Here is a 15913-nt window from a genome sequence, read left to right on the forward strand (position 1 = left end):
GTCCGGGGCACGAACTTCGCCCAGCATGTGCTACATGTGATCAGACGGAATGCGCCAATCTGTCTCGCTTGATGCCGATGGCAGGGCCAGCCCGGTGCGGTACCCTTCAGGGAACCGGGAGAGAATCATGTCCAAGACAATCGATCGCCGCCGCTTCGTCGCGGCCGGTAGCACCGCACTTGCGATGCCCTTCGTCGTGCGCAGCGCATCGGCGCAAGGCACGTGGCCCGCGCGGCAGATTCGCATGATTTGCAGCTATCCCGCCGGCGGGCAAACCGACCTGCTCGCGCGCGCGTACGCTGAATTCATCTCCAAGCAGGTCGGCAAGACCGTCGTCGTCGAGAACAAGCCCGGCGCCTCCGGCGCAATCGGCACCGCCGAGGTGGCCCGCGCCGAGCCCGACGGCCACACCATGCTGTGCTCGATCTCGACCACCTACATCATGAACCGGGTGGTGATGAAGAATCCCGGCTACGACATGGACAAGGATTTGACGCTGGTCAGCGTCATTCCGGGCGCCGGCCTCCTGCTGGTCGCCAATCCCAGGACCGGGGTCAAGACGCTGGAGGATTTCGTCGCGTTCGCACGCAAGAGCGGCAAGGTGAACTTCGGCACCTACAGCGCGGGATCGGCCCCGCACATGACGATCAACGAGCTCAACAAGCAGTATGGCCTGTCGATCGAGCCGATCCATTACCGCGGCGAGGCCCCGATGTGGACGGGGATGCTCGAAGGCACGCTGGATGCTGCAATGGGCAGCTACACGGCGGCGCAGTCGGTCCTGCAAAGCGACCGTGGCACCGTGTTCGCGGTGCATTCGAAGAAGGTCGACGCGATCCCCGCTATCAAGACCCTCCCGGAGCAAGGCCCGACCTCGAAATTCTTCACCGTGAGCGGCTTCTCCGGCTGGGCGGTGCCGAAGGCGACGCCGCAGGCGGTCGTCGACCGACTGGCGGAGTTGTGCGTGGCCGCCAACAACGATCCGAAGGTGAAGGAAGTGCTCGCGACCTTCGTGCTCGAACCCGCCATCGGCTTCAAGGAGACCAATGCGCTGTACCAGCGCGAACTGCCGATCTGGATCGAGAGCGCGAAGTCACTCGGCCTCGAGCCGGCCTAGGCTTCGAGCCGGAGCCGGCGCGCCGGTTGCGCCGTCTCGCCCCGGAGTCCGACCAAAGCCTAGTGTCGGAAGCGCATTCTCCCGCTATGATTGCGTGCCGCTGCGGACCAGAAGGGCCGATCGCATGACACCGGATGCAGTCGCTGTCGCTGTTATGATCATCCTGCTCTTTCCGATGGGTTATTTCACGCTCGCCTCGCCGGCCTTCCTGCTGGTGAAGCTCGATATTCAGCCCGTCGCCCAGTTGCTGCGCGGAATGTTCAACGCCCATTTTCTCGTGATGCGCGTCGCCGCCCTGATCGGGACCGCGGCACTCCTCCTGGACGGCCGCCTGCTTGCCGCGCTGGGCGTTGGCCTGATCGCAGTGCTGGCGATCTGGGGACGCCCCTGGTTCATGCAAAGGGTCGATGACCAGCTCAGCGCGAGGGACGCCGGCGATGCCGATGCCCCGCGCCGGCTGCGGCGACTGCATTGGAGCGGAATGCTGGCCAATGCGGTGCTGCTCGCAGCGCTCCTCGCCGGCATTCCCTACATTGCCACGTCCGCGTGAAAATTTGCCGCGGCGACGCGACCATCGCTTCCCAACGCCAGCGCTCGAAAGCGCCTAATGCTCGCCCGAACTCGCTGTGGCCTGCTGCGCCTTGTGGATCGAAGACGGCACCACGCCGAAATATTTCCGGAACACGCGGCTGAAATGCGATGAGCTGGAGAAGCCCCAGGAGAACGCGACGTCGGTGATTGTCTTGCCGGCGTGGGCCTCGAGCTCCTGGCGGCAGTTCTGCAGGCGGGCCTGCCAGATGTAGTCGCTCACCGTGGTACCGCGCTCCGAGAACAGCATGTGCAGATAGCGCTTGGAGCAGCCGAGCTCTGTCGAGATCTGGTCGATGCACAGATCCGGATCGCGCAGGTGCTCGCGGATGAAGAACTGCGCGCGCACATACATCGCTTCGGGCCCGACACGGTCGAACATCGTGTCGGCTTCGCGCAGCGGCAGCAGCAGCAGGTCGATCAGCGAATCGGCGACGCCGACCGCGCTGTTTGCCGACAGCTTCGCCGCCTCGTCGAAGGTCGCATGAACGAAATCGTGGGCGATCCGCCCCGTCCCCGTCTTCGACGAGAGCTTGCAGGCGGGCATCCGCTGCGACGGGAATCCACGGTCGCGCAGCAGCGCCTTGGGCACGATCACCACGTCGTGACGCGTGAAGGCCGGGCTGATGATCGAATGCGGGCAGGAGACGTCATAGGCGATGATGTCGCCCGGGTTGATTTCGATGTGGCGGCCTTCCTGTTCGAAATAGGACACGCCGTAGGTCTGGAAGTGAATCTTGATGTACGGATGCTCGTTCGCCTTGGCGCGCGCCAGCGTGTGGGCGATGCGATGCTGACTCACTTCGATCTGGCAGAGCTTCAGGCGCGAGACGCTGGTGTAGTCGATGCGGCCCTCGAGCGAGGATGCCTCCAGCGGATCGACGTCGAAATGCCCGCACAGGCTCGTCAGCCCGTCGACCCAGCTCTGGATCTGGCGCTTCGGCGTCATGCCGGTCGTCGAGAGCGTGTGAATGGTGTCGGACATTAATCCAGCCACTGGTGTTACCCGGGATTCGACGCGAATTGCGACCAGTGCTGCGGAGCCCTGACCTTTGATTGCGTGACGTTTACCTCAAATTTGGGCGATCTTTTGGAACGAGCGCCACCGTTCCCTTGCCACCCTTGAAAGTTAATCCTCCGCCTTAGTTGCAGCGCCGTCAAGGGGAACCTGAGCGTTGAGTGCGGTCGCGCAGTCGCGCAGAAGCCGCTGAATTCGCTACTGCAAAATCAAAATGTTCGCATCCGTGCGCTGTCAAGCAAACCGGCTTCTCTCTTGGGCAAGTTTCCCGATGACGGAGTCGTTAGGGATTGAGAGAGGAACAATAAGAACGGGCCGCTCCTGCACGTGGACCCGTGGCTCTCATCAGGAGGAGGAAACAGCCCAGCATCGTTTCTGGTCCCAATCGTGACCGCCCTGCACGAGCAGACGCCGGACGAGAAGCCCGGTGAATCATTTTTGCTTCGGAAACAATAAACGATACCAACGGAGGAATGACTATGCGCAAGGTGCTACTGGCGACCTTTCTTGGCTCCGCGGCGGCTCTCGCCGTCGGGGGCGCCTCAGCCAATGACGAGGTCCACAAGATGTCGCAGAACCCGAAAGACTGGGTGATGCCGGCTGGCGACTATGCCAATACCCGTTATTCCAAGCTCAACCAGATCAACGCACAAAACGTGGGCAAGCTCCAGGTCGCCTGGACCTTCTCGACCGGCGTGCTGCGTGGCCACGAGGGCGGCCCGCTGATCATCGGCAACATGATGTACGTCCACACGCCGTTCCCGAACAAGGTCTACGCCATTGACCTTTCGCAGGAGAACAAGATCGTCTGGAAGTACGAGCCGAAGCAGGATCCGAACGTCATCCCGGTGATGTGCTGCGATACGGTTAACCGCGGCTTGGCCTTCGGTGACGGCAAGATCTTCCTGCATCAGGCTGACACCACCCTGGTCGCGCTCGATGCCAAGACTGGTCAGGTCGCATGGAGTGCGAAGAATGGCGATCCGGGCAAAGGCGAGACCGGCACGTCGGCGCCGCTAGTCGTCAAAGACAAGGTGCTGATCGGCATCTCCGGCGGCGAGTTCGGCGTCCAGGCCCATATGTCCGCCTACGACATCAAGACCGGCAAGCTGGCATGGCGCGGCTATTCGGAAGGGCCGGACAACCAGCTCCTGGTCGATGCCGAGAAGACCACCGCGCTCGGCAAGCCGATCGGCAAGGACTCCAGCCTCAAGACCTGGCAAGGCGATCAGTGGAAGATCGGTGGCGGTGCCACGTGGGGCTGGATCTCCTACGATCCCGAACTGAACCTCGTCTACTACGGATCGGGCAATCCCTCGACCTGGAATCCGAAGCAGCGTCCCGGCGACAACAAATGGTCGATGACGATCTGGGCACGTAACCCCGATACCGGCATGGCCAAGTGGGTCTATCAGATGACGCCCCACGACGAGTGGGACTATGACGGCGTCAACGAGATGATCCTCTCGGACCAGTCGATCAACGGCCAGCCGCGCAAGCTGCTGACGCACTTCGACCGTAACGGCCTCGCCTACACCATGGACCGCACCAACGGCGAACTGCTGGTCGCCGAAAAGTACGATCCGAAGGTGAACTGGACCTCCGGCGTCGACATGGACAAGAACTCGCCGACCTACGGCCGTCCGAAGGTGCTCGACGCAGCTTCGACCGACAAGGCGGGCGAGGACGTCAACGTGAAGGGCATCTGCCCGGCCGCGCTCGGCACCAAGGACGAGCAGCCGGCAGCCTACTCGCCGGACACGCAGCTGTTCTACGTTCCGACCAACCACGTCTGCATGGACTACGAGCCGTTCAAGGTGAGCTACACCGCGGGCCAGCCCTATGTGGGTGCGACGCTCTCGATGTATCCGCCGCAGGGCGAAAGCCACATGGGCAACTTCATCGCCTGGGACGGCAAGACCGGCAAGATCGTCTGGTCGAACAAGGAGCAGTTCTCGGTCTGGTCGGGTGCGCTCGCAACCGCCGGCAACGTGGTGTTCTACGGCACGCTTGAAGGCTATCTGAAGGCGGTCGACGCCAAGACCGGCAAGGAGCTCTACAAGTTCAAGACTCCCTCCGGCATCATCGGCAACGTCACCACCTATGAGAACGGCGGCAAGCAGTATGTCGCGGTGCTCTCCGGCGTCGGCGGCTGGGCCGGCATCGGTCTGGCGGCAGGCCTGACCGATCCGACCGCAGGTCTCGGCGCAGTCGGTGGCTACGCGGCCCTCAGCAACTACACGGCGCTCGGCGGTACGCTGACCGTGTTCGCGCTGCCGAACTAGGCTCATCAGCATCGCTCCGGCGCGTGGATCAACTCCACGCGCCGGCTCGTCTCCACTGAACGCCTTCCGAGGAAAATCTCTTGCGTAAAATCTGCTCTGTCATTGCTGCGACGATCTTGGTTGCGTCCGGAGGAATTGCGGTCGCGGACGGTCCGGGCGACCCGACCGCCGTGAAGAAGGAAGACGACGGAAAGTGGCTCGATAAGGAAGGAACTCCGACCTACAAGATCTCGGCCGACGGCACCGTGGATTGGTTCACCTATTCCGGATACCGCCGCTATCACTCCGACTGCCACGTCTGCCACGGCCCCGACGGCATGGGCTCGACCTACGCGCCGGCGCTCAAGGATTCCGTGAAGACGATGAGCTATGGCGACTTCCTCGGCGTTGTCGCCTCCGGTCGCAAGAACGTCTCGACCGCGCAGGAGAACGTCATGCCGGCCTTCGGCGACAACCCGAACGTCGCCTGCTACATGGACGATCTCTACGTCTATCTGCGCGCCCGCTCCACCGAAGCGTGGGGCCGGCAGCGTCCCGCCAAGAAGGACGAGAAGAACGAGGTCTACACCAAGGCAGAAGACGCCTGCATGGGCCACAAGTGAACGTTACGAGGACTGCCGAGACTACTGGGCATCCTGTGAGAATTTGAGGAGCTACCAATGAAGACACGTGCCGCCGTCGCTTTCGAAGCCAAGAAGCCGCTCGAAATCGTCGAACTCGATCTGGAAGGCCCCAAGGCCGGCGAAGTCCTGGTCGAGATCAAGGCGACGGGCATCTGCCATACCGACGCCTATACGCTCGACGGCTTCGACAGCGAGGGAATCTTCCCGTCGGTCCTGGGCCATGAGGGCGCCGGCATCATCCGCGAGATCGGCCCCGGCGTGACCTCGGTGAAGCCGGGCGACCACGTCATCCCGCTCTACACGCCGGAATGCCGGCAGTGCAAAAGCTGCCTCAGCCAGAAGACCAATCTCTGCACCGCGATCCGTGCGACGCAAGGCAAGGGCGTGATGCCCGACGGCACCAGCCGCTTTTCCTACAAGGGCAAGCCGGTCTACCACTACATGGGCTGCTCGACCTTCTCGAACTTCACCGTGCTGCCGGAGATCGCGGTCGCCAAGATCCGCGAGGACGCCCCCTTCGACAAGAGCTGCTACATCGGCTGCGGCGTCACCACCGGCGTCGGCGCCGTCGTCAACACCGCCAAGGTCGAGCCGGGCTCCAACGTGGTCGTGTTCGGCCTCGGCGGCATCGGCCTCAACGTGATCCAGGGCGCCAAGATGGCCGGCGCCGACAAGATCATCGGTGTCGACATCAACGACTCCAAGGAGGATTGGGGCCGCCGGTTCGGCATGACCGAGTTCGTCAACCCCAAGAAGATCACCGGCGACATCGTCCAGCACCTCGTCGGCCTCACCGACGGCGGCGCGGACTACACTTTCGATTGCACCGGCAACACCACGGTGATGCGCCAGGCGCTGGAGGCCTGCCATCGCGGCTGGGGCACCTCGATCATCATCGGCGTTGCCGAATCCGGCAAGGAGATCGCCACCCGCCCGTTCCAGCTCGTCACCGGGCGCAACTGGCGCGGCACCGCCTTCGGCGGCGCGCGCGGCCGTACCGACGTGCCGAAGATCGTCGACTGGTACATGAACGGAAAGATCCAGATCGATCCGATGATCACCCACGTGCTCAAGCTCGAGGAGATCAACAAGGGCTTTGACCTGATGCACGAGGGCAAATCCATCCGTTCAGTCGTCGTGTACTAACTCGAAAGAGTCACCCCAAGGAGGATCGACCCATGACTGTTGCACTCCATCCCTCGATCGACAACGGCCTCAAACAAGGCAGCGGCAGCTTTGCCGGCGGCACGCTGGCCTGCAAATGCAAGGACCACCAGGTCAAGGTCGGCGTCAAGGGCGACGTCGCCCACAACCACGCCTGCGGCTGCACCAAGTGCTGGAAGCCGCAGGGCGCGACGTTCTCCGTCGTCGCCGTGGTGCCGCGCCAGAACGTCACCGTGCTCGAGAACGGCGACAAGCTCCAGATCGTCGATCCCTCCGCGGTGATCCAGCGCCACGCCTGCAAGGCCTGCGGCACCCACATGTACGGCCGCATCGAGAACAAGAACCATCCGTTCTACGGCCTCGACTTCATCCATCCCGAGCTGTTCCAGGAGCAGGGTTCGCAGGCGCCGCAATTCGCCGCCTTCGTCTCCTCGGTGATCGAAGCGGGCGTGAAGCCGGAGCAGATGGCCGGCATCCGTTCGCGGCTGAAGGAAATCGGGCTCGAGCCCTATGATTGCCTGTCACCGGCTCTGATGGACGCGATCGCGACCCACGTCGCCAAAGCCAAAGCCGCCTGAGCAAGGCCGCCTGACACAGCCGCCTGCGCAAGGCGGTCGGACGTTCGCCAATCCCCATCGGCTCGCTGGCCTCGATCAGCCCAGCGAGCCGGACGGGCCTTGCCCCGGAACGATCGCGGCGAGGCCGCCGCCTCTGCAAATTACGCGTATGCGAGGGCGATTGGCTCCCTCGGTCATTGGCTCCTCAGTCCTGGTCTCTGAATGACTGCGCAGCACCCCAACTTCGTCTTGAAGTTCCCGGTCCCTGCGTTTCTCCCTCCCTCGACTGAGGCACCTTGCTTCGTCCGCGCAGTCTTTCTGGCGGACGAAGCTTTTTTTCATCGCAACCCCTGTTTGCGAACGCGCGGTCTACGCGGCGCGATGACGCGCCCTGCTTTTGACAAATCCTCGATGCAATCTTTTCCCGGTGAGAACACCCGGCTGTGAACGCCGGGCCTGCGTGGTCTCTGCTATGGTCGCGCCGTCACGATGCCGCACGACGTTCAACAATCAAGAACAAAAACGGGAGGTATCGAGCACATCCAGACATCTCCATCGGCACTTCTGCCTCCCTCCGGGATTTGCCCGCGCGGGACGACGGCGGGATGTGGCGAGACGAGGCATCAACCGTCGCCGACCAATGTCGGCGAATTTTGAATTTGGCATGCTTATGAAGAGCGAGGGAAGATCATGATCAAGGTGAAGATCAACGGCCAGGAACAGAGCTGGGACGGCGACCCGGATCTCCCGTTACTCTGGTTCCTGCGTGACGAAGCCGGGCTCACCGGCACCAAGTTCGGCTGCGGCCAGGCCCTGTGCGGCAGCTGCACCGTCATCGTCGACAAGGAAGCGGTGCGCTCCTGCATTACGTCGATCAACGACGTCGCCGGACGTGAGGTCACCACGATCGAGGGGCTGCATCCGAACGGCGATCATCCGGTGCAGAAGGCTTGGCGCCAGGTCAACGTGCCCCAATGCGGCTTCTGCCAGGCCGGCCAGATCATGCAGGCCGCCGCGCTTCTGATGGACAACCCGAAGCCTTCGCATGACCAGATCCGCGAGGCGATGTCCGGCAACATCTGCCGCTGCGGCTGCTACCAGCGCATCGAGAACGCGGTCCATCTCGCATCGACGGGAGTGTGACATGAATTTCATCGACAATCCCGGCAAGCTCCATGGCTTTGAAAAAACTGGCTTCGAAAAGAACATCAAGATCGAGAAGGTCTCGCGCCGCAGCATCCTGAAGGGCCTTGGCATCACCGGCGGCTTCGTGCTGGCCGCACCGGTGATGTCGCGACAGGCGTTCGCCTATGAGACCGGCGCGGGCAAAATGCCGCATGGCGTCGTGGTCGACCCGCGCGTGTTCGTCGCGGTCGGGCCCGACGGCATCGTCACCATCCTCGCCCACCGTTCCGAGATGGGCACAGGCGTCCGCACCAGCCTGCCGCTGATCGTGGCCGAGGAGATGGAAGCCGATTGGTCCAGGGTCAAGGTGAAGCAGGCCCACGGCGACGAGGTCAAGTTCGGCAACCAGGATACCGACGGCTCGCGCAGCACGCGGCATTATCTGATTCCGATGCGCCAGATCGGCGCCGCCGCCCGCACCATGCTGGAGCAGGCCGCGGCGAAGCGCTGGGGCGTGCCGGCGACCGAAGTCAAGGCCGTCAATCACGAGGTCGTCCACAGCGCCAGCGGGCGCAAGCTCGGTTTCGGCGAACTCGCCGCCGATGCCGCCAAGGAATCGATGCCCAGCATCGAAGGCCTCAAGCTGAAGGATCCCAAGGATTTCCGCTATCTCGGCAAGGGCCAGGTCGGGATCGTCGATCTCCACGACATCACTACCGGCAAGGCGCTTTACGGCGCCGATGTGCGGTTGCCCGGCATGAAATATGCCGTGATCGCGCGTCCGCCGGTCACAGGGGGCAAGCTGGTTTCCTTCGATCCTGATACGGCGCTGAAGATTCCCGGCGTCGAGAAGGTGATGAAGGTTCAGGGCTGGCCCTGGCCGTCGAAGTTCCAGCCGCTCGGCGGTGTCGCGGTGATCGCCCGTAATACCGGCGCTGCGATCAAGGGCCGCGACGCCCTGAAGCTGACCTGGGACGATGGCGCCAACGGCAAATACGACTCGGTCGCCTATCGCAAGGAACTCGAGGAGGCCTCGCGCAAGCCCGGCCTCGTCGTGCGCGCCGAGGGTGATGCCGACGCCGCACTCAAGACCGCCGACAAGGTCGTCGTCGGCGAATATTACCTGCCCCACCTCGCCCATGCCAGCATGGAGCCGCCGGTCGCGGTTGCCGACGTCAAGGGCGACAAGGCGGAGATCTGGGCGCCGGTGCAGAGCCCCGGCGGCACCCGCGAAGACGTCGCCAAGACGCTCGGTATCCCCGAGGGCAATGTCACCGTCAACGTGACGCTGCTCGGCGGCGGTTTCGGCCGCAAGTCGAAATGCGACTTCGCGCTCGAGGCCGCGCTGCTGTCGAAGGAGCTCGGTGCGCCCGTGAAAGTGCAGTGGACGCGCGAGGACGACGTGCACCACGACTTCCTGCACACTGTCTCGGTGGAGCGCATCGAGGCGGGCCTGGACAAGAGCGGCAAGGTGATCGCGTGGCGCCATCGCAGCGTCGCTCCGACCATCGCCTCGACCTTCGCGGCGGGCGCCAAGCACGCGGCGCCCTTCGAGCTCGGCATGGGACTCGTCGACATGCCGTTCGAAATCGCCAACATCTCCTGCGAGAACCCGGAGGCCGCGGCATTCACCCGCATCGGCTGGTTCCGCTCGGTCTCGAACATTCCGCGTGCGTTTGCGGTGCAATCGATGGTCGGCGAGATCGCAGCTGCAACCGGGCGCGACCAGAAAGAGACGCTGCTCGCGCTGATCGGCAGCCCGCGCATCGTCAAGCCCGCGGTAAAGGACATGTGGAACTACGGCGAGCCCCAGGACAGCTACCCGATCGACACCGCGCGCCTGCGCAAGGTGGTCGAGCTGGTGGCCGAGAAGGGCGAATGGGGCCGGCAGGTCCCGAAGGGCCATGGTCTCGGCATCGCCGTGCACCGCAGCTTTGTCAGCTACATCGCGACGATCGTCGAGGTCGCCGTCGACGACAAGGGCAAGCTGACGGTGCCACGGGTCGACACAGCCATCGACTGCGGCACCTATGTCAACCCCGAACGCATCGCCTCGCAGATCGAGGGCGCGGCGATCATGGGGCTGAGCCTCGCCAAATACGGCGAGATCAGCTTCAAGGACGGCAAGGTGCAGCAGAAGAATTTTGACGACTTCCAGGTCGTCAGGATCGACGAGTCGCCTGCGCTGACCAATGTCTACATCGTGCCGCCCGGACCGGACACCCCACCGAGCGGCGTCGGCGAGCCCGGCGTCCCGCCGTTTGCGCCGGCACTGATGAACGCGATCTTCGCCGCGACGGGAAAACGCATCCGCAGCCTGCCGCTCGGCAAGCAATTGGAGGCGTGAGCCTAAACAACGGCGCGAGAGGGAACACAAGCCGTCTCGCGCCGTTTCCATCGACCTGACAGGAGCAGATCGATGACCAACATCCCAAGGGCGCTCGCAGTCTCATTGCTGTCGGGCGCTTTTCTTTTGACGGCCTCCGGCGCATTCGCCCAAGGCAACACCGCCCCACCAGCCACCGCGACGCGCCCCTCCGCGCCGGACCAGAACTCGCTGCCCAACGCCAACGCTCCGCCCGCCTCGACCACACAGACCACCGGACAGCACAATCCGGATCCCAAGGTTCAGGAAATGAACCAGAAGGAAAAGGACAAGGTCGAGCGGACGGGAAAGTAGGAACACGCAAGAATGCGGCGGACGTTGCCGTCCGCCGCATTTGCCCCCCTGCTGCTCCGCTTCTTTCGATCCGCCCGCGGAGCTACTTCTTCAGCGCGAACACCCAGACGACGCCGCCTTGCGGCACATTGGCTTCGATGCCGATGTTGTTGGTCACCAGCGCATCCTGGATGCGTTGCGCGTCGACACCCCATCCCGACTGGATCGCGATGTACTGGGTGCCGTCGATCTCGTAGGACACCGGCATGCCCATGATGCCGGAGTTGGTCTTCTGCTCCCACAGCAATTCGCCGGTCTTGGCGTTGAAGGCACGGAAATTGCGGTCATTGGTGCCGCCGACGAAGACGAGATCGCCGGCAGTCGCCGTCACCGAGCCGAACAACTGCGACTTCGGGAAGTTGTGCTGCCACACCTTCTTGCCGGTGGCGGGATCCCAGGCCTGGAGTTCGCCGAAATGATCGGCGCCCGGCTTTGTCTTCAGGCCGATGTCCTCAGGCTTGGTGCCGAGCCAGAGCTCACCCGCCTTGAGCGGAACCTTCTCGCCGGTGAAGCCGCCGCAGAAATTCTCGTTGGCCGGCACATAGACGAGCCCGGTCTTCTGGCTGTAGGCCGCCGACGGCCAATCCTTGCCGCCCCACAATGACGGACAGAACTCAACGCGCTTGCCGATCACCGGCTTGTGCGCGGGATCGACGATCGGCTTGCCGGTCTCGTCGATGCCCTTCCAGACGTCGGTTGCGACGAACGGCCATCCGGCGACGTAGTTGATCTTGGTCGGGGTGCGCTCCAGCACCCAGAAGATCGCGTCGCGGCCGGGATGGATCAGGCTCTTGATGGTACGGCCATCGCGTTGCAGGTCGATCAGCATGGGTGCATCGACCTCGTCCCAATCCCAGGAATCGTTCTGGTGGTACTGGTGATAGGTTTTGATCTTGCCGTTGTTCGGATCAAGCGCGAGCACCGAGGAAGTGTAGAGATTGTCGCCGGGATGCGTCTCGCCCGGCCACGGCGCGGCGTTACCAACGCCCCAATAGATCGTCTTCGTATCCTTGTCGTAATTGCCGGTCATCCAGGCAGAACCGCCGCCGGTCTTCCAATCGTCGCCCTGCCAGGTGTCGTGACCGGGCTCGCCCTCGCCGGGAATGGTGAAAGTGCGCCACAGCTCCTTGCCGTCCTTGGCATCGAACGCGGCGACGTAACCGCGCACGCCGAGCTCGCCACCGGAGCCGCCGACGATGACCTTGCCCTCGATAATCAGCGGCATCAGGGTCATATACTGACCCTTCCTGTAGTCCTGCACCTTGGTGTCCCACAGGACCTTGCCGGTCTTGGCGTCGAGCGCGACGACATGGTCGTCGGTGGTGGCGAGATAGAGCTTGTCCTCCCACAGGCCGACGCCGCGATTGGTCGGATGCAACTGGAACAGATCGTCGGGGAGCTGCCGCTTGTAGCGCCAATATTCGTCGCCGGTCCTGGCGTTGATCGCGATCACCTGTCCCATCGGAGTCGTCACGAACATCACGCCGTTGTTGACGAGCGGCGGCGCCTCGTGGCCCTCGACCACACCGGTGGCAAACGTCCAAACCGGCGTGAGAGTCTTCACGTTCGAGGTGTTGATCTGGTCGAGCGGACTATAGCCCTGCCCGTCATAGGTGCGCCGATAGAGCATCCAGTTGCTGGGTTCCGGATTCTCCAGGCGCTGTTGGGTCACCGGAGAATAATTCTCGATCGGGCCAGCGCTCGCGGCGGTCGAGACGAGACAGGTGAAGGCGACGAAGCCGGACAGGTACCATTGCTTTTTGGTCATGGACGTTCCCCTTTTTCATCCGTTTGAATCTTGTTTTGAATTCTTGTTTTGAATTGTTGTTTTGAATTCTTGTCGTCCCGTCGTCCGCCCCTCGGCGGATGCGGCCTCTCGTGACGCGGGCATGTCCCGCACCGTCCATCATCCTGGCTGCACGCCTCCCACCTTTCCGATGAAATTGCCGGCCACGCTGACCGCGCCGTCAGCCAGCGCAATCGGCAGCGTCGCGAGCCGCCGCGGCGCCGGCCCGAAAACGACCTGCGCACCTGCGCGGGGATCGTATTCGGAGTTGTGGCACATGCACTTGAACACCTCTTTGTCGCCGACATCGCTCTTCACCCAGGCGGTGACGGGACAGCCGGCATGCGAGCAGATCGCCGAATAGGCGATGATGCCGTCGACGGCGCGCTCGCGCGTCTTGTCATCGAGCTCGGCCGGATCGAGCCGGATGACCAGGATCTCGTTGAGACGCGAGGCGCTGCGCACCACCGATGTCTTGGGATCCTTCGGCCAGGCATGCACCGGCGGTCCGCCGGCAGGCAGGTCGGCCGCGGTGATCAGCTTTCCCTCCTTGTCGCCTTCGGAGAAGACGAGCACATCGCCCTTCTGGGGCCGTTCGTCGGAACCGGGCGGATCTTCGTCCGCGCGCGCATGTGTGGAACAACCGAGGCACGCGGTGGTGGCAAGTGCGCCGAGCAGGACCGTTCGCCGCGTCTGCTCGGCGCACGCGTCGGCTTCGGGCTCCCCAGGGTTTTCGGACGATGAGGAATTCGTGGTGAAGGATGCGCGGGACATGTCCACAAGCTGGCGCTGGAACTCTGCCGAAAACAAGGCGAAGAATTGGCGCCGCAGTGCATCAATATGGCTTTGCTCGCGCTGATTGAATGACGATGAACGCATTCAAGCGCATTTTCACAACTTCAACGTCGTGCCGCGCGAGCGGCATGATGATTTTGCAGATCAGACCGATGATGCCGGAATTGGTGCAGCGCGCTATTCTTCGCGCTGCGCAAACGCAGCGCGACGTCACTGCATGGTTTGGAGGCAGCCGTTCGTCGTCAGGATCTGAGCACGTGGCGCGGCGCGGCGATCGAACCCGCGACGGTAGCCGATGCCATTTCGAAACTGTCGGCGATGCGCCGCGCCTTGTCGATGAACAGGGCGGCGGCCGGCGGCGGACAAACCTCGCGCGCCGTCTGTTCGAACAGATCGAGCCAGCGGTCGAAATGATCGCCGGCCAGACTCAGCGGCATATGCGCCCGCATCGGCGAGCCATGATAGCGACCGCTCATCAGGACGACCGACGACCAGAAATCCCCGAGCTTGGCGAGATGCTCGTCCCAGTTCTGCACAATCGCGAACACGGGTCCCAGCAGCGCATCCTCGCGCACGCGTCCGTAGAAACGGGTGACGAGTTCCCCGATCATATCTTCGGTGATCCCGGTACGCTCGATCGCATCCTGGGTCAGCAGGTTCCGCCGTGCGACCGCAGCTTCGCGCTCGGCCTTCAGTCGATCCGACATATTTTTCTTCGTCCGTTCTGCTTCCCCTCGCCCCTTGTGGGAGAGGGTGGCTCGCCGCAGAGCGGCGAGACGGGTGAGGGGTATCTCTCCACTTGCGCTTCAAGCATTGGAGCCAGTGGAAACAACGCTCATCCGGCGCTTCGCGCCACCTTCTCCCACAAGGGGAGAAGGAACTGCGCCTCCGCATGATGGGCCGACGTGCCGGGACCGTCCTTGTCCTGGCACAAATCGCAGACGATCAAGTACCGTATGCGTAAAAGCCCTGCCCCGTCTTGCGGCCGAGATGGCCGGCATCGACCATTTCCCTGAGCAAGGGGGCCGGACGGTATTTGGGGTCGTTGAAGCCCTTGTAAAAGACCTCCATCACCGAAAGCATGGTGTCGAGCCCGACGAGATCGGCCAGAGCCAGCGGCCCGATCGGGTGGTTGCAACCGAGCTTCATGCCGGCGTCGATCTCTTCCGCGGTCGCGATCCCTTCCTGGAGCGCGAAGATCGCCTCGTTGATCATCGGGCACAGGATGCGGTTGACGGCGAAGCCCGGGCTGTTCTTGGCGGTGATCGCCACCTTGCCGACGCGCTTGGCGAAATCGAGTGCCTTGGCGTGGGTGTCGTCGGAAGTCTGCAGGCCGCGGATCAGCTCCAGCAGCGCCATCACGGGCACCGGGTTGAAGAAGTGCATGCCGATGAAACGGTCGGGACGATCGGTCGCCGCAGCGAGCTTCGTGATCGAGATCGACGAGGTATTGGTCGCGAGCAGCGTGCGCGGCGACAACGTCGCGCAGAGGTCCTTCAGGATTTTGACCTTGAGTTCCTCGTTCTCGGTCGCGGCCTCGATGACGAGATCGCAATCGGTCAGCCTGGCGCGGTCCGTCGTGCCGGTAATGCGCTTGAGCACCGCCTCGCGATCGGCCGCCGACATCTTCTCCTTCTTGACCAGGCGCTCGAGGCTGCCGCCGACGGTCGACAGCCCGCGGTTCACCGCCGCATCGGAAATGTCGACCATCACGACCGAGAGCCCGGCCGCCGCGCAGATTTGCGCGATACCATTCCCCATGGTCCCTGCCCCGATGATGCCAACGGTCTGGATCATTGCCTCATATCCTTCATCCTTGCGGGCGAGCCGTCCCGGCCCGGCCCATTGTTCCTGCATCAGGCTCCGGCACCGCCGGCGGGCGGCTGCGACCTGATCCTGCCTCTTCCTTTAAAGCATCCATAGCGGGAATAAAGCCGCCGTCGGCCGCGGAAGGGTACGATTTGGCCACCTTGGCAGGCGGTTTGCCCGGAATCTGCGCCCGCGCCTGGCCCGGCGCCGCGCAGCGGGAGGACCGCCAAAGCCCAGCACGATTCGGACCGGACCTCGATCTCCACCAATCGGACGACGCGGCGGCCACGAACCGCGTGGTGTAGTCGATGCGCAATGGCCAGCGCG

14 protein-coding genes are annotated in these 15913 nt (G+C 63.4%); 9 read left to right on the forward strand and 5 right to left on the reverse strand.

The window, feature by feature from the left end:
• Positions 1-127: 127 nt before the first annotated feature.
• Together C7G42_RS32840 and C7G42_RS32845 are read left to right on the forward strand one after the other, a co-directional pair.
• Positions 128-1117, forward strand: a complete 990-nt coding sequence (locus tag C7G42_RS32840) for a Bug family tripartite tricarboxylate transporter substrate binding protein (protein WP_106952982.1) — start codon at positions 128-130, stop codon at positions 1115-1117.
• Positions 1118-1241: 124 nt separating this feature from the next.
• Positions 1242-1667: a hypothetical protein gene (locus C7G42_RS32845; RefSeq protein WP_106952983.1), complete on the forward strand. Its 426-nt coding sequence runs from the start codon at positions 1242-1244 to the stop codon at positions 1665-1667.
• A gap of 54 nt (positions 1668-1721) precedes the next feature.
• Here C7G42_RS32845 and C7G42_RS32850 read toward each other — a convergent pair whose 3' ends face one another.
• Positions 1722-2690 carry a helix-turn-helix domain-containing protein gene (locus tag C7G42_RS32850; protein ID WP_106952984.1) on the reverse strand — a complete coding sequence of 323 codons (969 nt, stop codon included), beginning with the start codon at positions 2688-2690 and terminating at the stop codon, positions 1722-1724.
• A 512-nt stretch (positions 2691-3202) separates the two neighbouring features.
• Between C7G42_RS32850 and xoxF5 the strand changes: the two genes are divergently transcribed.
• From xoxF5 to C7G42_RS32890, 7 genes are all read left to right on the forward strand, one after another.
• Positions 3203-5008, forward strand: coding sequence for a lanthanide-dependent methanol dehydrogenase XoxF5 (gene xoxF5, locus C7G42_RS32855; protein ID WP_106952985.1), 1806 nt, complete (start codon positions 3203-3205; stop codon positions 5006-5008).
• Between the two features lie 80 nt (positions 5009-5088).
• Positions 5089-5610: a c-type cytochrome, methanol metabolism-related gene (locus C7G42_RS32860; protein ID WP_502694246.1), complete on the forward strand. Its 522-nt coding sequence runs from the start codon at positions 5089-5091 to the stop codon at positions 5608-5610.
• A gap of 57 nt (positions 5611-5667) precedes the next feature.
• The gene (locus C7G42_RS32865; RefSeq protein ID WP_106952987.1) at positions 5668-6777 is read left to right on the forward strand and encodes an S-(hydroxymethyl)glutathione dehydrogenase/class III alcohol dehydrogenase; all 1110 of its coding nucleotides are present in this window, start codon (positions 5668-5670) and stop codon (positions 6775-6777) included.
• A gap of 32 nt (positions 6778-6809) precedes the next feature.
• Positions 6810-7373, forward strand: a complete 564-nt coding sequence (gene gfa, locus C7G42_RS32870; RefSeq protein WP_106952988.1) for an S-(hydroxymethyl)glutathione synthase — start codon at positions 6810-6812, stop codon at positions 7371-7373.
• Positions 7374-8042: 669 nt separating this feature from the next.
• Positions 8043-8495 carry a (2Fe-2S)-binding protein gene (locus C7G42_RS32880; RefSeq protein ID WP_094891237.1) on the forward strand — a complete coding sequence of 151 codons (453 nt, stop codon included), beginning with the start codon at positions 8043-8045 and terminating at the stop codon, positions 8493-8495.
• Position 8496: 1 nt separating this feature from the next.
• Positions 8497-10824, forward strand: a complete 2328-nt coding sequence (locus C7G42_RS32885) for a xanthine dehydrogenase family protein molybdopterin-binding subunit (protein ID WP_106952989.1) — start codon at positions 8497-8499, stop codon at positions 10822-10824.
• Positions 10825-10896: 72 nt separating this feature from the next.
• On the forward strand, positions 10897-11157 hold the full coding sequence (locus C7G42_RS32890; protein ID WP_106952990.1) for a hypothetical protein: 261 nt from the start codon (positions 10897-10899) through the stop codon (positions 11155-11157).
• Between the two features lie 82 nt (positions 11158-11239).
• Here C7G42_RS32890 and C7G42_RS32895 read toward each other — a convergent pair whose 3' ends face one another.
• From C7G42_RS32895 to C7G42_RS32910, 4 genes are all read right to left on the reverse strand, one after another.
• Complete coding sequence (locus C7G42_RS32895; protein WP_106952991.1) at positions 11240-12964, reverse strand: methanol/ethanol family PQQ-dependent dehydrogenase; 1725 nt, start codon at positions 12962-12964, stop codon at positions 11240-11242.
• 138 nt (positions 12965-13102) lie between these two features.
• Positions 13103-13756, reverse strand: a complete 654-nt coding sequence (locus tag C7G42_RS32900; protein WP_106953027.1) for a QcrA and Rieske domain-containing protein — start codon at positions 13754-13756, stop codon at positions 13103-13105.
• Between the two features lie 263 nt (positions 13757-14019).
• Positions 14020-14484: a group III truncated hemoglobin gene (locus tag C7G42_RS32905; RefSeq protein WP_106952992.1), complete on the reverse strand. Its 465-nt coding sequence runs from the start codon at positions 14482-14484 to the stop codon at positions 14020-14022.
• Positions 14485-14722: 238 nt separating this feature from the next.
• Positions 14723-15634, reverse strand: coding sequence for a 3-hydroxybutyryl-CoA dehydrogenase (locus tag C7G42_RS32910; protein ID WP_106952993.1), 912 nt, complete (start codon positions 15632-15634; stop codon positions 14723-14725).
• Positions 15635-15913: the final 279 nt, after the last annotated feature.

Source organism: Bradyrhizobium sp. MOS003 (assembly GCF_003020125.1).
In the GTDB taxonomy this organism is placed as follows: Bacteria; Pseudomonadota; Alphaproteobacteria; order Rhizobiales; family Xanthobacteraceae; genus Bradyrhizobium.